Raw genomic sequence first — 20,078 nt, forward strand, 5'->3', positions numbered from 1 at the left:
CCGTCTTGAGAAAAACCGAATATGCGCTTTGCACGAGAACCGCGTCAAAATCCCATCCGAACAAACAAGCGCTACAGCGTCTTTCCATGCGAGCGCCAAATCGATTGAACAATACCAAAGGCCGCGCATTGCATCAGCATCGAGCTTGAACCGAAACTGATAAACGGCAGCGGGATACCCGTGATGGGCATGAGCCCGATGCACATACCGACTTCCTCGAGGAGTTGAAACGTCCACATACCCACAATGCCACAGCAAACAAGTTGAAGGAAAAGGGAGTCCGAGCGATGTGCGACGCGAATGGTCGAGATGATAAGTGTCGCGTAAAGCGCAAGTAAAAGCATGGCGCCGAGAAAACCGAATTCCTCGGAAAGCAACGCGAACACAAAGTCCGTATGGGCCTCGGGCAAAAACCCCTCGCCCGCCTGCGATGCGTTACCGATACCTTTGCCGAAAAACCCGCCAGACCCCACTGCGATAAGCGACTGCTTGAGGTTGTATCCCGCACCCGAGGTGTCAGCGTCGGGATTGATGAAGACGAGCAGGCGATTCATCTGATATTCCTTGAGCAGGACATCGTGCCCAAGCAGTCCGTCAAGTACGGAGTCGGCAGCGAGCATGATGGAAACAAAACCGATCAACAGGGCGATCGTACACAAAACCCACTCTTTGCGAGGCCCGCTCATCATGATGATGACAGCGCCCGAGGAAAACACGACGAGACCCGAGCCAAGGTCACCTGCCGCGAGTGCCCCTCCAAACGGAATAAGAAGCATGCCGCACAGTTTGACGTACTCTCGCACATCGTCAATTCGCCCGTTATATTGGGCGCCCAGAGATGCCATATAAAAAATCGTAATGAGCTTGGCAAGCTCGATCGGCTGGAACGTCAATCCAATGAGAGGGATCTTGATCCATCCCGTCATTCCCTTGGCGCGATATGACAAACCGGGGAAATATGGGCTGAACAAAACGATAAGGTCGATTACCAGCAAGACGGTGGTCATGCTCGCCAAGCCGGAGAAATCCGAGCGCCAGCAGATAAACGCCAGCACCGATCCGAGCGCAATGCCGAACAACTGACGGGTAAACGACGCGTCGGCGATGGTTAACGAGGCGGTCCAAATGGTGAACGCGCCGTAAAGGATGAGGCCAGCCCATGCGGCAAACAACGGAACGTTGACGTTTTGCCTCAACGTGCTTTTGTTGGAAACCATGCGCTTGTTCACGCGCTTCAAACTATCCTGCGACATACCATTCACCTACCTCGACTGATCCGTCGTGTCCAAGAAGTCGATCTCGGACGGACAATCGTAAATCGCACCCAAAACGGTACGAACGACGGGAAGGGCGCAAACGGAACCAAAGCCGCCCTGTTCGACGATGCTGGCGATGACATATTTGGGGTCCTCAAACGGCGCATAGGTGATAAACCAACCATAGAGCGACTCGCCAGTCTTTTCACCGGTACCCGTCTTGCCCGCAACCTGCACAGGCAGACTTTGGAACTGACGGGCGACACTCGAGCTTTCCTCATAGATCATGCGATGCAAGCCATTTTGCGCAACGGTGAGCGCATCCTTATGTTTAAGCTCCGCAGTCAAACGCTTCTCGGGGGCAAACTCGTACGCATCACCCTCGCCATCGCGGGAAACCGCAGAAAGAAGCAGGTGAGGACGCCATTCCACGCCGTTCATCGCGATGCCGCAATAGGCGAGCGCCATCTGGATCGGCGTGACGAGGATATCGCCCTGTCCGATGGCGATATTCGTCGAGTCGCCCGCATTCCAAGCTCGCTCGTCGGAAGACCAGTCCTTAAAATAGCTTTCTTTCCACGCGGCATCGGGAACACGGCCTTCTGCCTCACCAATCAAATCGACACCGGTCGTCGACCCAAGTCCAAAGCGTCGGAACATCTCCTGGAGTCCCTCGGGGTTCTCCTTGTCGTAATAGAAATTCTTGCCAAGATCGTAAAAAACAGCGTCGCAGGAATCGCGGATGCCCGTCTCGAGATCGCGGGTACCATGACCGGCGTGCAGCCAGCACCATTTACCGTTAGCCTCACCGAGACCCGTCCACCAACCCGCACAGTTCGAGGTCATATCGGCCGTATACACCCCGTATTCGATGCCTGCCATAGCACTCAGCGGCTTAATGGTAGACGCGGAGGGATATGAGCCCGCAATGACGCGATTGATAAGCGGATGGTCACCGTCTTCTTTATTGAGCTCATTCCATAAATCTGAGGAAATACCGCCCACAAACGCAGATGGTTCGAAGGCGGGCGCGCTTGCCATACCGAGGATCTCGCCATTCGTGCAGTCGATGCACACGCATGCAGCTGCATTGCCGGGATCACCCACCCGCTGAGCGGTTTCCATACCCAACCTGAGGCCCTCTTCACATGCCTGTTGGATCTTTATGTCGATGGTGAGCCTGATATCGCTGCCCGGTTCCGCAGGAACAGCGCCGGCCTGCGCCGTCACATTGCCGCCTGCGTTGACTTTTACGGTTTGCTCACCGCGAATGCCCTGAAGCAAGCTCTCGTAATAGTATTCAACGCCCGCTTGTCCCACAACGTCACCCGATTGGTAGGTGATTGTACCTGCTTTTTGATCTTCATCGAGTTCTTCCTGCGCCTTGAGCTGCTCCTGCGTCACCGTTCCCGTATAACCGACAACATGGCAGGCAAGAGAGCCATAAGGGTAGGCGCGTTCAGTTCGCTCCGCGATGGACACACCGGGAAATTGCTCTTGATGCTCCTGAATGTAGGCAACCGTGGAACGACGTACATCAGTCGCGATAGTGTGGGGACTTTGAGCTCCTTCGGTGTTGTCCTGGATTTTACGAAGCACCGCCACGTAGGGCATGCCGAGCACGTTGGCAAGGTGACGAACGGTAACGGTATCTTCTGCAAGATCGCGGTAGGCGACCACGGCAAGAGCAGGTCGGTTATCCACAATCGCCACGCCGTTGCGGTCGAGAATACGTCCACGCGGCGCGGGCGTGGTAACGGTGCGCGTTTGATTTTGCTCCGCGAGCTTGTCGTAATAGTCTGAAGAGACCATCTGCATGCTCCAAAGCTTGGCGAAGATTGCGGCAAAAACGGCACCGACGCCAGCGGTGAGCAGTTTGAAACGGCCCTTAGAGGAAACGGCGGTGGTATTGCCCTCCCCCTCCAAAGCGCGTGGACGTGTTCCCGTTTTAGTGTCGAAAGTAAATCGACCGTTATGACCGTGAAGGAACACCAACGAACCGATAATCGCCGCGACAAGCAGGCCGCCGGCTATGATGACGATTAGCTGAGCATCCATGACAGGCACCTAGCGCGAGCCCTTGAAGCGCATGCCGCCCGACGAAACACCGCCGCGGCCAAAGGTGTTCGAGGAACTCCCCGCTCCGCTCACGAACAGAAAGACCGCACATACGAGGATGGTCAACAGAGCACCGCTCAATCCATGTCCAAGTGAGACGAAAAAGCTTGTCTGCACCCCCATGAAAAAGAGAAGGACGCTATACAGCACCTCAACAATAAGTACGCCCGCACATACGATACGCAGGGCATCCATTGAAAACCCAGGGGCGATGCCGCGCGATATCGAGGCCGCGACATAGCCCAATAAGGTGAGTAGCAGCGTCATGAGTCCGATGGGAACAAGCGAGGTCAGGTCGAAAAACAGGCCGGCGAAAAACCCGACGTACACCATCGTGCGCGAATCGCATCCGATAGCGATTGTTGCCGTCAAGGCAAGCATGAAATTAATGCTACCCCCCAAAATTGAAAGCTGCGGCGCCAAGGCGACCTGCAAGAAGGCGGCAATGATGCTGGTAATGATGAGAGAGCGGTTGTTGCGCCCTGTTTTCTGAAGCTCCAACGCCATGTCTACCTCCTATCCATTTGACCCGTCATCAACCGAATCGGAGTCGTCATCGGATGAGCTCTTCGCATCTGCCGCGGAAGTGCCCTGAGGATTCTTATTCGCACTCGCCACGTCCTCATCGTTGGCGACCTGGCTGTCGTCAATCGACGTGATGACGAGAACTTCCTCGTTGTTCTCCGCAAGGGAGAAAGGACGGACCACGATGGTGTAGTACACATCGTTCGCAGAGCGATCAACCGAAGAAACGGTACCCAGAGGAAGGCCCTTGGGGAAGACACCGCCCAAACCGGATGTGACGATGATGTCATCGACTTCAACCTCGGAATCCGCAACAACATATTGCAGACGCAGCGTACCATCCGCCTGACCGGCGAGCATGCCCTGTGCACGTGAGATTTGAACCATGGCGGAAACACTCGACTGCTCGTCGGTGATCAAGCGCACCGTCGACGTCGTGGCAGATACTTCGACGATCTGACCGATAACACCGCCCGAATTGCAGACCGGCATGCCGACTTCAAAGCCGTCCTTGCTTCCCTTGTCGATAATCACCGAGCTCGACCAGGCGTTTCCCGCAGACCCAATGACGCGAGCGGGAGTCGATACCAGCTTGTACTCGGTTTGAAGATTATTAAGCTCCTCAAGACGCTCGGCCGTATGTTGGGCCTCAGTCAGCTCTGCCACCTGAGCAGTCAAGCGCTTGTTTTCCTCGCGAAGCTCTTCGAGGGTTTCGGATGACGCAGAGGCGTTTGACGCGGCGTTACCCAATGCGTTGAACGGAGAGGCGGCAATCGAGCCCAACTCGCGAACGGGAGAGGTGATGGTCATCGCCGCAGACCTCAGCGAATGAACCAGGCCCCCGTCTCCCTCACGCATGTAGAACGTGAGCAGAAGCACGGAAATGAGGCACAAAACAATCAACGGGCGTCCACCCGTTGATTGTTGCCGACTATGCAAATTTGAGGAGTACTTGGGTTTCCTCGACACGAACAGCTCCCGTTATGCGTTGCTCTGAACAAAACCGCCGTCGAATGCGTTGGCCTCAAGCACGCGCGCACATCCATTGACCACGTTATCGAGGGCAGTGGGGCTTACGTTCACCGCGACACCGGTCTCGTCGCGCAGACGCACGTCAAGGCCGCGCAGCAGTGCGCCACCACCCGTGAGCAGAATGCCGTAATACATAAGATCGGATGCCAAATCGGGCGGCGTGGCGTCGAGCGCATCCTTCACGGCCTTCGCCATCTCATCAAGAGGCTTATCGAGCGCGCGGCGGATCTCCTCGCTTTCGATACGCACGGTTTTCGGCAAACCGGAAATGACATCGCGGCCATTGACCTCGACGTCAAGTTCGTCCTTAAGCGGGACGGCGGAACCGACTTTGATCTTGATGTCCTCCGCAGTGCGCTCGCCGATAGCGAGATTGTAAACATCACGGACGTGCTGCAAAATCGCCTGATCGAATTCGTCGCCCGCGACGCGAATGGACTGCGATACGACGATGCCTCCCATGGCGATAACCGCCACCTCGGTGGTGCCGCCTCCGATGTCGATGACCATGGACCCCGTGGGCTCCTCAACGGGAAGATCGGCGCCGATAGCGGCGGCCATGGGTTCCTCGATCAGATACGCCTGACGCGCGCCTGCCTGAATAGTCGCCTCGAAAACTGCACGCTTTTCGACCGAAGTGACACCCGACGGAACGCACACCACCACGCGAGGACGCGGCGTCCAGGGGTAGCGCCTGTCGCTCGCCTTATCGATGAAATAGCGGAGCATGGCCTCGGTCACGTCGAAATCTGCGATGACACCGTCCTTGAGCGGACGCACGGCAACGATATTGCCCGGCGTACGGCCGAGCATGCGCTTGGCCTCGATGCCGACGGCGAGAATGCGCTCATCGTTTTTATCGATGGCGACGACGGAGGGTTCGCGAATAACGATGCCCTTGTCACGCACGGCAACCAGCGTATTGGCTGTACCGAGGTCAATCGCAAGATCGCCGTCATACTGGCCGAAAAACGTATCCATGAATGAGAACAAAATAGCTCCTACGTATGTTCATGCGCTCGAACGCAATTAAGATAGCTCGCTTTAGAAGTGTAACGTGCGCTCCCCCACCCATGCGAGTACGAGCAGGGATACGCACGGCAAGTCCATCTACTCGGTGGTAACGGTACCCACGTTGAAGTCCGTGGAGATATTCGAGACAGCCCAACCGATACCCTCGCGAACGAAGTCGACTTCGTAACGCATGGTTCCACCCTGCTCGAGCTCGACGGTGACCGTCGCCTCAGTGGTGCTCATAGAGGCATCCATGCCCTCGATGGTCGGCGTCGCACCGGAGGGAATAGAAGCGACAAGGATGGACTTGGTGCTGTCATCCATATTGGAGGCAAGGTACTGGGTTGCGTCCTCGTCATTGGAAACGGCGTCGAACAGCTTGGTGAGGACATCCTGCTGCGAGGGGAAGCCGAAACCACGGGTATATGCAAAGCCCAGACCACCCAACACGAGGATGAGCACGACGAGCACGGCGATGAACACCTTGAGGCCCGTGTGGCGCTTCTTGCGGCGCACCTTGGTCTCCGAACGATCCTGCTGGATCATCTCGGATTCACTCAGCGTGAAAAAGCCGGTATCGGAGGGATCGGGCATGAAGTTACCCGACTGACCAAGCGGATCGAGCGGATCGACGCCGCCTTGATACCCGTTGCCCATCAGCATCATGGCGGCATTCGCCGACATGGTATCTTGAGCACGCTCAAACGCAGCCTGCTGCTCCTCGGATAGCTGGTAGATGCCATCGGCGACTGCGGCGTTGAACGCGTCGATGCCATCGGTCAGGCGGTTGCACGAAACATAGGCAAGACCGAGACCTGCATTGATGGCACGAACGTCATCGCGCGGGCCGGCGAAGTCGACTGCGGTGCGATACGCCTCGATAGCGTCTTCGGGACGCCCCAGCTTGACAAAACACTCACCGAGGCTTGAAAGGGCACCCGCGGGAGCGGGATTCGTGCCGTCAATGGCCGCCTGACGATACGCGACACCAGCCTCGGTGAAGTTGCCGAGCTTCTCAAGGGCGCCACCCAAACCCAAATATGCCTTATACGGGGTGGCATAGCTTGCATCTTGCGTTGCCGCGGAGAAAGATTCGACGGCGCCGGGAAGATTGCCGGCGGCGACAAGGGCTTTGCCACGGTTGGTGAGAAGAGCTCCGCGCTTGCCGTATGCGGTATCGGCAAGAGCCGAGCGATAGGCATCTGCCGCGTCGGCATACATGCCAATGCGCATGAGGGCATTACCGCGCAGATGATCGACCTCGCCTGCCAGCTCTGAAGGAGCCTTTGCAGCGCTGAACATCTGCGCTGCGGTAGCGAAGTCGCCGGTACGGTATGCCTGCTGGGCCTGTTGCAATGCTTGGTTATCCACGAGAGCTCCTTTGTTTATGCAGCGTATGGAGTGTCGGTATGCAAGGTTTTACGCTTCGTGCGCAATCTCAACGTGCAAGATCTCGTCACCAGCACGCAGCTTAGCGATGACATCCTTACCTTCAAGGGTGAATCCAAACACGGTATATCCGGAATCGAGGCCGTGCTGAGGACCCAAGCAGAAATAGAACTGAGAGCCGGCGGAGTTGGGATTCATTGAGCGTGCCATGGCAAGTGCGCCGTCCTCATGGCTGTTGCGCGGATTGGTGGAGTATTCCTCCTTGATGCACCAGCCGGGACCACCCGTACCAGGCTGCCCGTCGGGACCAACCTGGCCGGCCGCAACCTGCTCGCGCGTCATGTCGCGCGTGTTGGGGCAACCACCCTGAATCACGAAACCCGGAACGTAACGATGGAACTTCAAGCCGTCGTAAAAACCCATAACCGAGAGCTCGCAGAAATTGGCAACGTGAATGGGCGCACCATCGCAATCAAGGCGTACGCGAATCGTGCCCTGCGTGGTTTCGATGATAGCGACCTCGTCACCGGCGAGCTGATACTCGGGTGTATGAAGCGTCTTTTGGAACATAGCGGTCCCCCTGTCTTTAGGCATACTTCCGATATTTTAGCAAGAAACAGCGTATACACCCGTGTTTTACAGTGTTTCCACGCACACGGTGAACACGAGCGCGCTCGCATTACTTCTGATGCGGCTCCCAAGGGATGACATTGCGCTCATATTCGAGAACGTCGACCGCCTTACCATCGACCTTCTCGACATGACGCAACGGAGCTAGTATCTCGTCCTGTGAATCGGAGGGATATTCGCCTTCCGGAATGGCGAGCGAGATGTCCCATGAGCGGCACAGCACGTCAACGCGGTTGTACATCCACGTTGCAAGCTGTTGGAGATGCTCGACATCCTCTTTGTAAGCCGAATCCTGTGCAAGGTTGAGGTTGGAGAGTTCGTCTTGGGTTTGCGTAATCCTATCGCGCAAGTCATACGCAGTTTGAGCATGCTCTTTTCGCTTTGGCAAATCATACGCAATATAGTAGCCGTTGTAGCTATCGACCACCGGACCAAGGTCATCCTCGAAGCCGCGGATCCTTTGATAGATCTCCGTCAGCTTCTCAAAAGCGGCATCTTCGCTCAACGTGGCATCGGAGAGGTCGGGCGCCGCTGCGGCATCGGTGTCATCTTCATCCTCATCCATCGCCTGCTCCGCGCCGTCCTGTGGTTCCTGACGACTCGGGAATGCATCAGAGGCAGCCTGCTCAAACGCGTCGTACACCTCAGGCATGACATGGAGCGGGTCAATCAACGCGAACAAACCGACGCCGACAGCCAACAACGCCACGACCGCGGCAATGGCCCAACGATGAAGCGAACGCCTACGTTGTAAGGACTCGGAATCGTCCGCCACAGAGTCACGTGTCGAACGGGGTCCCTTATGAGGTTTCTTGCGCTCGGATACAGAAGCTCCCTCCAAAGCCGCTCTATCGAGCACGCCGGTAGCCTGCTCATCAAATGAAGGGCTTGCATGACTGGAAAAGTCCGAAGAGGGGGCGGGAATCGAACTTTCAATCAGCTCCTGTGAAAGCTTGGGGAAGCTCGCCGTTTTGCCAGCCGCAAGATCATGCGCCGAGGAATCTGCGGACAGGATACCCGGAGCAGGTCGACCGCATTTAGGACAACTGCGATCTTGCGGATCAAGACGAGCACCACAGCCTTCGCAGTATATAAACTGAGATCCACTCATCGTTTCTTCTTCCGTGCCGAGGGCATCTTCACATGAATGCCGCCACTGGTTTGCGTCAAATGGAATCCTACTTTATCACCGCGACCCTTTTCCGGGACGGGAGTACTTCCGCGGGTTACCCGTTCGTTATCTGTTGAAATCGACTCACAAGTCGTTTTTGCAGGTTTATTCGATGCAGAAACGACGCGATCCTGCACAGAGGCATGGCTCTTACGCGAAGAATCAGCAGGTACCGACGGAGTTGATTGCGTGCGATCGCGCACGCGACGCGCACGTTTAGCGACCATGCGATCGACAAAGCGCTGCATGCTCGTTCCCGTGGAACTCACTTTGCCACGTCCGTTGCGCTTCACACTCACCCGTACGCCACGGCCAAAACCTGTGGCGCGCTGAGTCGAGCGTTCTGGCACACGCTCCATCACCTGGGCAAGGCGGAAGAACAGGACACAGCCGATAACCGCGAAGACGAGCATGAGAATCGCCGGTCCCAACTCGACGCGGGCAATCGAGAAGAAACGCGGGAACACGACCACGCCGACGCAAATTCCCACAACCACAATCACCAACACGGCGATGCGCAGAGGCGTAAACGGCACCGAGATACGCCAGATGAGCGCTGTTCCCACCGCACAGGTGGAAATCAGGCACATGGTCGAGAGCATCGACTCGGAAAAACCGAAAACCTGAGACGAAATGATACAAAGCAGCGTCGAGACAAGAACTCCGACCGACGCGGGCAGCGCTTTTTTGAGCACGTTGGAAAGGAAGGAGCCCTTCACGCGCGCATGATTCGGCTCCAGGGCGAGCACGAAACTCGGGAAACCGATGCAGAAGAAGTTGATGAGCGTCATGGTGATGGGCTGGAACGGATACGGCGGCAGCATGACGCAAATGGCGGCAAGACCCATGGAGAAGAGCGTTTTGGTGAGGAACAGCGCCGCAGAACGCTGCAGGTTGTTGATGGAGCGACGGCCCTCCGCCACAACCGCGGGCATCGAGGCGAAGTCGTTATCCACGAGCACGATTTCCGCTACGTTGCGCGCCGCATCGGAACCGGCGGCCATGGCAACGGAGCAATCCGCCTCCTTGAGCGCAAGCACGTCGTTAACGCCATCGCCCGTCATGGCAACGGTGTGGCCGCGTTTTTGCAGGGCGACCACAAGCTCGCGCTTCTGCTGCGGCGTCACGCGTCCGAATACGTGGTATTTGTCAACGGCAGCGTCGAGCTTCGCAGGCGTGTCAAGCGTGGTCGTATCCACAAACGTCTCCGCACCAGGGATGCCCACCACCTTGGCAATCGACGAAACTGTGCGCGGATCGTCTCCGGAAATCACGTTGAGCGTAACGCCCTGCTCGCAGAAGTACCGAATGGTCTCGGGCGCAGATGTGCGAATCTCATCTTGGATGGTCACGAAGCCCAAGGGGCGCGCCGTGCCGATCATATCGCCTTCATCGGTATAACCGTCCACCGCTGCGATCACGAGCACGCGAGAGGAACTTGCGAGGCTGTTGACCACGTTCTCGAAACGCGCGAAGGTCGCGCCGCCTAGCACGAACTGCGCGGCGCCCATCACGTAATGTTCCGTGCCAAACGAGGCGCCGCTCCACTTCTTGGCGGAATCGAATGTGATAACGCGCGTAGGAGCAAGCGTCTCGGCTTCATGCGTGCTGTAGTGTTTGAGAATGGCCGTGCAGGTTTCGTTCGCATCAGCGGAGGTAGCTTGCGCGATACTGCAAAGCGCCGTATTCACGAGAGCGGCGGAATCTGAAGAGGAACGATTTACGGAAACCGCCTCATCACCCTCAGCGACATAGACGCCCGCAACCTTCATGTGGCCCGAGGTGATGGTGCCCGTCTTGTCCAGGCAAAGCACATCGACACGTGCGAGCGTCTCGATGCAATACAGCTGCTGCGCCAGCACGTTACGCCGTGCAAGGCGAATGGTCGCGATGGCGAGTACCGAGGAGGTAAGGAGCACGAGGCCCTGGGGAATCATGCCCAAAAGTGCAGCGACCGTGGTGAGGATCGACGCGGAAATAGAGGTCCAGGCATCCGATCCGGAGAACAGCCAACCCGCAAAATCGACGCCTACGGGATGCGAAAGCAGGTACGCCTCATGAAGACTGGAATAAAACAGGGCCAAACCTAAGGGAATCATGAGAATCGACGCAAACCGAACGATGGTGTTCAGCGCGTTCATGATTTGCGAATTGACCTTTTTGACGTACTTAGCCTCGTTGTTGATTCGTGCAACATAGTTGTCGGCGCCCACATGGATGACACGCGCCAGCACGAGACCGGAATCGATGAAGCTGCCCGACATGAGCTCGTCGCCCGACTGCTTAAAGATGGGATTGCTCTCGCCGGTGAGCAAGCTTTCATTGACACGGCATTCGCCCTCGACTACCACGGCATCGGCGGGTATCTGGTCGCCTCGGCCGAGACGCACGAGGTCATCAAGCACGATTTGGTCAAGCTCAAGTTCAACCTCCCGCCCATCGCGCAGCGCGACCGCCTTTTTCGAGGCAAGCAACGTGAGCTTGTCGACCATGCGCTTGGAGCGTAAAGATTGCACGATACCAATTGCGGTGTTGAGGAAGACGATTCCCAGGAACGTGAGGTTTTTCCACACACCGGTGATAAGCACGAGGATGGCGAGGATCACGTTGATGAGGTTGAACAACGTGCAGACGTTCTCAATCACCAGCTCTTTGACCGACTTGGTCTTGAGCTCAGTGTTTACGTTGATTTTGCCCTCCGCGATGCGCTGCTCCACCTCGGCGGCGGAAAGTCCGCGCTCGGTAAAGGGGCTGGTTGCGGTGTCCGGCATACGACTCCTCACCCATATATAAGTAAGGTCGCAAGCAAAATGCTCACGACCCGAAAAACCAACTGGTGCCCTGTATAGGGTTCGAACCTACGGCCTTCTGCTCCGGAGGCAGACGCTCTGATCCACTGAGCTAACAGGGCACGGCACGCGCCCTAGTATACCCGAGCTTTATCTGAAGAATCACAATTCAACAAGAAAAGCGATTGCTAGAGGAGATCCTTGATTTTGCGAGAAAGTTCCACACGAGAATGAACACCAAGCTTTGAATAGACGTTGGCAAGATGTGTACGCACCGTGGCATAAGAAATACAAAGCTCGTCAGCGATTTGTCGAAGACCCACGCCCTGTGCTGCGAGCTTGGACACCTCCGCCTCACGGTCCGTAAGGTTGCCGACAGGGCTTGCCTCGGTTATAGCAAGACGATTGGAGCAAAGCCAAGATTCCGCAAGATTGGCCACGAGCTCAAGCTTTTCGAGCTCCTCGTCCGAAAAATCACCGACTTCTTTGGCGCGCATAATCAGAAAATCGCCGACGCATTCTCTGTCGATCCGAAGAACAAAACCACCCAACCAATACATGCCCATCGGTTTGACCCAATGCTCAAAAATGGCAGAACGTTCCTGCATGGCAGGCGAAACAACCTCAGAATCCCTATACGCGCGCACCTCGGGGTCTCGTAGATACCAAGCGGTGTAATCGTCGATTGCAAAATCACGGTAGTAGGCGTTGATTTCATCATCTGTAAGGGTGTTTGAATATGAGGGAAAGCCGCCACCAGACGCAGCAAGACCCGCAAAGCTAAGCCATGTTTTGTCACAATGCACAATATGAGGGCAAGCATTCAGTAGAGCATACGCAAAACCATCTAAGTCACGCGTCTGGATGAGTGCGCAGCCAAGATTGGCGAGCTCCTTTTCAAAACCAGTCATATATACTCCCTTCGCACTGCCCACATACATCAATTGATCTAGAAGAAAAATAGCACATTGGGCCGATGTTCCAAAAGATAGATCCAAGGTATCTTCGATTCGTGCGCGCAAGGAGCATGAAGGAAGGAAGGAAACTGCCATGGGAAACATGCGAACAAACCGCCTGCAAAAAATCTCAATCAAACTGCTCACATTCTGTCTTATCTTCGGCGCTTTCCCCCTCATGGGATGCACTGGCAACCAAAGCGTGGGAAGCGCGACGACAGGTGAGGAGTCTACGGCATCTTCTACCGAAGGCGTCAGCGCAAGCGCGGCATGGTACGACGAGCTGCCGCGTGAAAGCTGGTCGAACTTCGAAGAGATTGACGTGTCCGATGTGTCCGACTGGTACACCGTATACGAGCTCCCCAACAATGTCTATGCTATCGAGGATACCTCCCAGTGGGAGGAAGACATTGTCTACCTTGTAATCGGCGAGGATCGAGCGGCTCTCATCGACACCACCCTGGGCATCAGCCCAATCAAGCCTGTTGTTGACAAGCTGACCGACCTGCCCATAACCGTATTCCTAACCCATACCCACCATGACCACATCGGCGGCGCCCACGAGTTCGATGACGTCTGGTGCTTTGACTCCGATGATGCTCGTCAACGCTTAGAGACCGGAATTGACGAATTTGAAGATGTGACATATGAGGTCGAAGAGGAAGCGCTCAAAAATGGGCTGCCCGATGGCATGGCCTTTGAAGACTTCGAAATCAAGGGAGTGAAGCCGGCCGGTACCTTTAAAGACGGAGATACGATTGACTTGGGAGGAAGATCCCTTAGCGTCGTTCATACACCTGGCCACACCTCTGACTCCTGCTGCTTCATCGATCGAGAAAATGGCATCCTGTTCTCCGGGGATACCTATTATCCTGACGATATATACGCCTTCTCAGCTGACGCTGATGTGGAAATCTATGCTTCGTCTCTCCATAAACTCGCAGAAACAATCGCACCAATGGATATCAATTTTCTGTGCACGGGCCACAACGAAATCGTGACCAACGTTAACGTGATTAATGATGTAGCAAACAACATGGACAAAATAATGGACGGAAGCGCAAATGAATACACCGTCGAAGACGATGGATACCGTCATTACAGCTTTGACGATGACATCGTAATCATCACCGAAGACAAAGATCAAACAAAGTAGCCTGGCCAATGGCGTTTAAACTTTGCAGCGTCTAAATCACAAAAATGCAAACCCCCTTTCATCGACAGGATGGAGGGGGCTTGCTCGCATTTGGACAACATGAACAAGAATCACGAAGCATCGTTCTTTCATCTCTGCTGCAAACCCGTGTCCCCTTTGTTGCAATCCAGCCGCGCGCGGCGGAATGCCCGAACGCTGCGGTACACTAACGTGCATCTCAACTATGCAGCTCGCCGGGCATTTCCGGCATACGCCGGAAAGGATCGCACCATGATCGCCATTCTTCGCAAGGACGCATCCGAGGAAGCCGTCGGGCACATCGTCTCTTGGATCGAGAAAAAGGGGCTCACCGCCCATGTGAGCCGCGGTGAGAACGAGACGATCATCGGCCTTGTGGGTGACACCACCAAAATCGACCCCTTCTTGCTCGAGTCAATCGATGTCGTCCAGCGCGTGCAGCGCGTATCCGACCCATTTAAGAAGGCCAATCGCAAGTTCCACCCCGCCGATACGGTTGTGGATTTTGGCTGTGGCATCAAAATCGGAGGCGGCAATTTCCAGGTCATTGCAGGTCCCTGCTCCGTTGAGGGCGAAAACCTCCTGCATATCGCCCGCCGTGTAAAGGCGGCCGGTGCCACCATGCTCCGCGGAGGAGCCTACAAACCACGTACCAGCCCCTACGCTTATCAGGGCATGGGTGAACGCGGTCTCGACCTGCTGCTCGAGGCAAAAGCCGAGCTCGGTATGCCCATCGTGACGGAGGTTATGGATGTCCGCGACGTCCCCATCTTCGTCGACAAGGGCATCGACGTCATGCAGATCGGCGCGCGCAACGCCCAGAACTTCAACCTTCTCAAAGAAGTAGGTAAGACAAACACCCCCGTGCTGCTCAAACGCGGCATCGCCGGCACCATCGACGAGTTGCTCATGGCAGCCGAATACATCATGAGCGAGGGTAACGACCATGTGATGCTCTGTGAACGTGGTATCCGCACATTTGAGACGCGCACCCGCAACACGTTCGACCTCAACGCGGTACCCGTCCTGCACAACCTGTCTCACCTGCCGGTCGTTGCAGATCCAAGCCACGCAACCGGATACACCCGCTACGTTGAGCCCATGGCGCTTGCAGCGTGCGCGGCCGGTGCCGACGCACTCGAAATCGAGGTTCATGACGACCCGGCGAACGCCTGGTCAGATGGCGCGCAGGCGCTCACGCCCGACCAGTTTGACCGCGCCATGGATCGTATCCGCGCAATCCGCGCTGTCATTGCCGAACAGCGCACTGAGGAGGCATAAGACCCGTGACGGTACCCGCAAACAAACACGCATCCCTTGAAGAATTCCCTTCTGGCAATCTGGCGGGCAGCGTGACCGTCGGTGTCGTGGGGCTGGGCCTTATCGGCGGATCGTTTGCACGCGCCTATGCCGCGGCGGGGACGACGGTGCTGGCGTATGACCCCAACTCGGACGCCATGGACCTCGCCCGCATCGACACCATCGCCGGCGTCTTGGATGACCAGACGCTCGGCACCTGTGATCTCATCGTACTTGCCGCGTATCCCGAGGCATGCCTCGATTGGCTACGCCGTCACGCAGAGGCGCTCGCACGCGCAACTACCGACCCCGTGCACGAGGGACCGCTCGTCATCGACACTGCCGGTGTAAAGGAACACGTCTGTAATGAGGCCTTTGAGCTGGCCAAGCAATACGGCTTCGCCTTTTGCGGGGCGCATCCCATGGCAGGCACGGAGTTTTCGGGCTTTGCCCATGCACGCGCCGACCTGTTCTGCGGAGCTCCCATGGTGCTCGTGCCGCCCGTGTTTGCGGATATCGACCGCCTCAATTTGCTCGACCGCGTCCATATGCTGCTAAAACCCTGCGGTTTTGGATCGTTTTCCGTCACCACGCCGAACACGCATGACCGCGTCATCGCGTTTACGAGCCAGCTCGCACACGTGGTGTCAAACGCCTACGTGAAAAGCCCCACGGCGCAGGAGCACCATGGTTTTTCTGCGGGAAGCTACCGCGACCTCACCCGCGTGGCGCACCTCAACCCGCAGATGTGGTCGGAGCTCATGATGGACGATGCCGACAACCTCAGCTTTGAGCTCACTACGATCATCGATAACCTCGGCGCCGTGCGCGACGCACTGGACGCGCGTGACACCAATCGCCTGCGCAAGCTGCTCGCTGAGGGAGATCGCATCAAACGCGCTCTCGACGACACACGGGAGCAGGAGGCATAGCGCCGCATTTCCCGCACTGTGTTCCCGCAGAGGTTTCCACCCGTTGCATCTCGGGCGCCTGTTGACCGAACACGTATCGTATTCATCCCTTCGACCCATGCATGAAAGCAGGATTTATGGCAACCGCCTACACCCTCGACATTGACACGCCCCAGCCCTATCAGGTACACATCGGCACGTTTCTGCTGGAAGAAGCCGGGACTTTCACACATGCCGTGTGCCCTCGCGCCGAGCGCGCGCTCATCATCACCGACTCGAACGTGGGCCCGCTCTATGCCGCGCCTGTCCAGGAAAGCTTGGCCGCAGCGGGGCTCACCGTTGCCGTTGCCACGTTTGAAGCAGGCGAGGCGAACAAGCGCATCTCCACGCTTGAGATACTCCTCGAGCGCTGCGCTGAGGAAGAGCTCACCCGCAGCGATGTCATCATCGCTCTGGGCGGTGGCGTGACGGGCGATATGGCGGGCTTCACCGCGGCGACCTATATGCGCGGCATCGACTTCGTGCAGATCCCGACGAGCCTGCTTGCCATGGTGGATTCATCGGTGGGCGGTAAAACCGCCATCGACCTCTCGGCCGGTAAAAACCTTGCCGGCGCATTTTGGCAGCCCAAGGCTGTCATTGTCGACGTGGGGTGCTTGGGCACCCTCACCGATGAGCAGTTTGCCGACGGCTGCGGTGAAGTTGTCAAACACGCCGCCATCGCCGATGCCGAGCTGTTCGAGGAACTCGAGCGCACCCCGCTCACACCGGCGCTCCTTAAAAGCGATTTGGGCCGCGTGGCGTACCTCATTGCCCGCAACATCGACATCAAACGTGCGGTGGTCGTTGCCGACGAGCGCGAAACGAACCTGCGCAAACTGTTGAATTTCGGCCACAGCATCGGGCATGGCGTTGAAGCCGCCGAGGGCTTTCGCCTGGGTCACGGCACCTGTGTGGGGATCGGCATGGTAGCCATCGCCAGCGCAAGCGTGACAGCCGATGTCTGCGCCGAGGATGTTCCCGAACGCCTTTGCGCTTTATTGCAAGCGCATGGTCTTTCGCTTGATTTCACCGCGACATCTGAACGTATTTATGCCGAGGCGCTACACGACAAGAAACGCTCGGGCGATACCATCGACTTGATTGTCCCCCGCGAGATCGGCACGGTATCCCATCAGGTCACGCCGCTTGACGAGTTCCGTCGCATCCTTGAGGTCGGACTTGCCTGCACACGAGCCCTCGCTCATCCCGATTCTACAGAGGAGGACGCATGCTAGCGCGCATCACTCCCCGCCCGCTTGCTGGAACGGTTCCCGCCATCGCGTCGAAATCGATGGCGCACCGCATCATCATCGCCGCGGCGTTGGCCAATGGCGTCACTCATGTGACCTCGGCTACCACCTGTGCGGACATCGATGCGACCATCCGCTGCCTTACAGCCCTCGGCGCCCGCATCGACGTGACGCCCGCGGGCTACGATGTGCACCCCATGCCCAAAAGCGTGGAACACGGGCTGCTCAAGGCTCTTTGCGGGGGTACGCTCGACTGCGGGGAATCCGGTTCCACGCTGCGCTTCATGCTGCCCGTCTCCTGCGCCCTCGGCGCAGAGGCGACCTTCGTGGGAGCAGGACGTTTGGGCGAGCGCCCGCTCGCACCGCTTTCCGACGAGCTCATCGCGGGCGGCTGCTCGCTTGAGGGACTGGGTGCGTTCCCCTTGCGAACCTCGGGACGCCTACGCCCCGGCCGTTTTGAACTTCCCGGCAACGTGAGCTCGCAGTACATCTCCGGCTTGCTGCTCGCAGCGCCACTCATGGGCGGCACCACGCAAATCGCCGTCACGGGAACGCTCGAAAGCCGTCCCTACATCGACCTCACGCTCGATGTGCTCGAATCGTTTGGCGTCACCGTCGAGATTGAAACGGGGGCGACGCCGGGTGGATTGTCACTCACCGAATTCACGGTACCCGAGCAGACGTATCGCACGCCGGGGGCGATCGCCGTTGAAGGGGACTGGTCAAACGCCGCGTTTTGGCTGTGCGCGGGAGCCCTGGGAGACCATGCCGTTACCGTACGCGGCGTGGATGCCGCTTCGGTGCAGGGTGATCGAGCCGTCAACGCCGCCCTCATGCTGTTCGGCGCCAAAGGACGCCGCAATGCGCAATCCTCGACCATCCGTCCTGACCGCCTGCGCGGCATCACGCTCGATGCACACGACATCCCCGATCTGGTCCCCGTGCTCTCCGCCGTCGCAGTCTGCGCCGAAGGCGAGAGCAGGATCACCGGCTGCGCGCGCCTGCGCATCAAAGAATCCGATCGCCTCATGACCACTGCGCAAGAGCTCAACAACCTCGGGGCTGATGTGCGCGTCGAGGGCGACTCTCTCGTCATCCAAGGACGCGAGCGCCTCGCAGGCGGACGCGTGCAAAGCCACAACGACCATCGCATCGCCATGATGGCCGCCGTCGCCGCCATTCGCTGCGACGGCCCTGTGGAGATCCTCGGAGCCGAAGCCGTGAATAAGAGTTATCCCGCATTCTTCGACCACTACCGCCTGCTCGGCGGCGAGGTCGAGCTCATCGACGAATAGGAGACGCCCATGGCCTCTGTATACGGCAACGTGCTGCATCTCTCGATTTTCGGTCAATCGCACTCCCCCGCCATCGGATGCTCGCTCGACGGCATCCCCGCGGGCATTCCCGTGGACATGGAGCGCCTCCAGGCGTTTTTGAATCGTCGCGCACCCGGCAGGAGCGGCACCGCCACCGCGCGGCGTGAGGGTGATATCCCCGAGATCATCGCCGGCGTGACCGACGGGTACACCAATGGCGCCCCCATCGCCGCCATTATCCGCAACACCAACACGCGCAGCCGCGACTACGACGAGCTGCGCCGCATTCCGCGCCCGGGACACGCCGACTACCCCGCCCAGGTGAAATACCGCGGATTCCAAGATGTGGCGGGCGGCGGGCACTTCTCCGGTCGCCTGACGGCGCCGCTGTGCATAGCCGGCGGCATCGCGCTGCAAGCGCTCGAAACCAAGGGGATCCGCATCGCCGCCCATATCGCAAACCTGGGACCCGAGGGCATTCCCGACACCGCGCTCAACAATCTTGAACTCGACGAAACGCAGCTTAAGGCGATTCTCTCCAATCCGCTCCCTTGCATCGACGCACAAGCAGCCGAGCACATGCACGCGTGTATCCTCGAAGCGAAGAACAACCTCGATAGCGTGGGCGGCGTCGTCGAATGTGCGGCATACGGCGTTCCCGCGGGTCTAGGCGACCCCATGTTCGACGGTATCGAAAACCGTATCGCGCGCATCGCGTTCGGCATCCCCGCCGTTAAGGGTATCGATTTTGGAGCCGGATTTAGCGCCGCCTACCTGCGCGGTTCTCAAAACAACGATGCTTATCGGATGGTCGAGGACCGGGTTGCGCCGCAGACCAACAACGCCGGTGGCATTCTAGGCGGCATCACGACCGGCATGCCCATCGTCTGGCAGATGGCGGTCAAACCCACACCCTCCATCGGCATGCCCCAGCATAGTGTCGATTTAGCCGCAGGTGAGGATGCTGATTTAGTAGTCCATGGCCGCCATGACCCTTGCATCGTCCCACGCGCAGTGCCGGTTGCCGAAGCGGCATGCGCCCTCGCCCTGCTGGACGCGATGCTCGAGAATCCTGTGCTCGACCTTGCAAACCCAAACGTTTGCAAGGCAAACACTGTCCGGTAAACATTCAGAGGTCTGTATGTCTGCCACTTCCTTACAAGTGTTAACCAGCCAAACGCTGCAGGTTAAACATACTGGACCCCT

Annotated in this window: 16 protein-coding genes and 1 tRNA gene; 6 read left to right on the forward strand and 11 right to left on the reverse strand. The window is 57.7% G+C overall.

Features of this window, described 5'->3' with window-relative positions; translation table 11 throughout:
- Positions 1 to 71 precede the first annotated feature (71 nt).
- From C1711_RS01590 to C1711_RS01640, 11 genes are all read right to left on the reverse strand, one after another.
- Complete coding sequence (locus tag C1711_RS01590) at positions 72 to 1,253, reverse strand: FtsW/RodA/SpoVE family cell cycle protein (RefSeq protein WP_102337490.1); 1,182 nt, start codon at positions 1,251 to 1,253, stop codon at positions 72 to 74.
- A gap of 9 nt (positions 1,254 to 1,262) precedes the next feature.
- Positions 1,263 to 3,314 (reverse strand): penicillin-binding protein 2, encoded by a 2,052-nt coding sequence (gene mrdA, locus C1711_RS01595; protein ID WP_102337491.1) that lies wholly within the window; start codon positions 3,312 to 3,314, stop codon positions 1,263 to 1,265.
- A gap of 9 nt (positions 3,315 to 3,323) precedes the next feature.
- A complete protein-coding gene (gene mreD, locus C1711_RS01600) occupies positions 3,324 to 3,881 on the reverse strand; it encodes a rod shape-determining protein MreD (RefSeq protein WP_102337492.1) in 558 nt (185 codons plus the stop codon).
- Between the two features lie 9 nt (positions 3,882 to 3,890).
- The gene (mreC, locus tag C1711_RS01605; protein ID WP_102337493.1) at positions 3,891 to 4,802 is read right to left on the reverse strand and encodes a rod shape-determining protein MreC; all 912 of its coding nucleotides are present in this window, start codon (positions 4,800 to 4,802) and stop codon (positions 3,891 to 3,893) included.
- Positions 4,803 to 4,880: 78 nt separating this feature from the next.
- The gene (mreB, locus tag C1711_RS01610) at positions 4,881 to 5,912 is read right to left on the reverse strand and encodes a rod shape-determining protein (protein WP_102338516.1); all 1,032 of its coding nucleotides are present in this window, start codon (positions 5,910 to 5,912) and stop codon (positions 4,881 to 4,883) included.
- Between the two features lie 129 nt (positions 5,913 to 6,041).
- On the reverse strand, positions 6,042 to 7,316 hold the full coding sequence (locus tag C1711_RS01615) for a tetratricopeptide repeat protein (RefSeq protein WP_199824823.1): 1,275 nt from the start codon (positions 7,314 to 7,316) through the stop codon (positions 6,042 to 6,044).
- A gap of 48 nt (positions 7,317 to 7,364) precedes the next feature.
- Positions 7,365 to 7,904, reverse strand: a complete 540-nt coding sequence (locus C1711_RS01620; RefSeq protein WP_102337494.1) for a peptidylprolyl isomerase — start codon at positions 7,902 to 7,904, stop codon at positions 7,365 to 7,367.
- A 109-nt stretch (positions 7,905 to 8,013) separates the two neighbouring features.
- Positions 8,014 to 9,075: a zinc ribbon domain-containing protein gene (locus C1711_RS01625; protein ID WP_159060020.1), complete on the reverse strand. Its 1,062-nt coding sequence runs from the start codon at positions 9,073 to 9,075 to the stop codon at positions 8,014 to 8,016.
- Complete coding sequence (locus C1711_RS01630; protein ID WP_102337496.1) at positions 9,072 to 11,906, reverse strand: HAD-IC family P-type ATPase; 2,835 nt, start codon at positions 11,904 to 11,906, stop codon at positions 9,072 to 9,074. The genes C1711_RS01625 and C1711_RS01630 overlap by 4 nt, the downstream gene beginning before the upstream one ends.
- A 63-nt stretch (positions 11,907 to 11,969) precedes the next feature.
- Positions 11,970 to 12,046: transfer RNA gene (locus C1711_RS01635), tRNA-Arg, on the reverse strand.
- Positions 12,047 to 12,112: 66 nt separating this feature from the next.
- Complete coding sequence (locus tag C1711_RS01640; RefSeq protein WP_159060021.1) at positions 12,113 to 12,835, reverse strand: helix-turn-helix transcriptional regulator; 723 nt, start codon at positions 12,833 to 12,835, stop codon at positions 12,113 to 12,115.
- Positions 12,836 to 12,974: 139 nt separating this feature from the next.
- On the opposite strand from C1711_RS01640, the gene C1711_RS01645 reads away from it, so the two are divergent.
- The 6 genes from C1711_RS01645 to aroC all read left to right on the forward strand — a co-directional run bounded on the left by C1711_RS01645 (position 12,975) and on the right by aroC (position 19,997).
- Positions 12,975 to 14,036 (forward strand): MBL fold metallo-hydrolase, encoded by a 1,062-nt coding sequence (locus tag C1711_RS01645; RefSeq protein ID WP_102337497.1) that lies wholly within the window; start codon positions 12,975 to 12,977, stop codon positions 14,034 to 14,036.
- Between the two features lie 270 nt (positions 14,037 to 14,306).
- A complete protein-coding gene (gene aroF, locus C1711_RS01650; RefSeq protein WP_102337498.1) occupies positions 14,307 to 15,335 on the forward strand; it encodes a 3-deoxy-7-phosphoheptulonate synthase in 1,029 nt (342 codons plus the stop codon).
- A 5-nt stretch (positions 15,336 to 15,340) separates the two neighbouring features.
- Entirely contained in the window at positions 15,341 to 16,285 is a 945-nt protein-coding gene (locus C1711_RS01655; protein ID WP_324761434.1) for a prephenate dehydrogenase, read from the forward strand.
- 116 nt (positions 16,286 to 16,401) lie between these two features.
- A complete protein-coding gene (gene aroB, locus C1711_RS01660; RefSeq protein ID WP_102337499.1) occupies positions 16,402 to 17,541 on the forward strand; it encodes a 3-dehydroquinate synthase in 1,140 nt (379 codons plus the stop codon).
- Positions 17,535 to 18,851 carry a 3-phosphoshikimate 1-carboxyvinyltransferase gene (gene aroA, locus C1711_RS01665; RefSeq protein ID WP_102337500.1) on the forward strand — a complete coding sequence of 439 codons (1,317 nt, stop codon included), beginning with the start codon at positions 17,535 to 17,537 and terminating at the stop codon, positions 18,849 to 18,851. Before aroB ends, aroA begins: the two co-directional genes overlap by 7 nt.
- 9 nt (positions 18,852 to 18,860) lie before the next feature.
- Entirely contained in the window at positions 18,861 to 19,997 is a 1,137-nt protein-coding gene (gene aroC, locus C1711_RS01670) for a chorismate synthase (RefSeq protein WP_102337501.1), read from the forward strand.
- Positions 19,998 to 20,078: the final 81 nt, after the last annotated feature.

The sequence above is a fragment of the Collinsella provencensis genome, assembly GCF_900199705.1.
In the GTDB taxonomy this organism is placed as follows: Bacteria; Actinomycetota; Coriobacteriia; order Coriobacteriales; family Coriobacteriaceae; genus Collinsella; species Collinsella provencensis.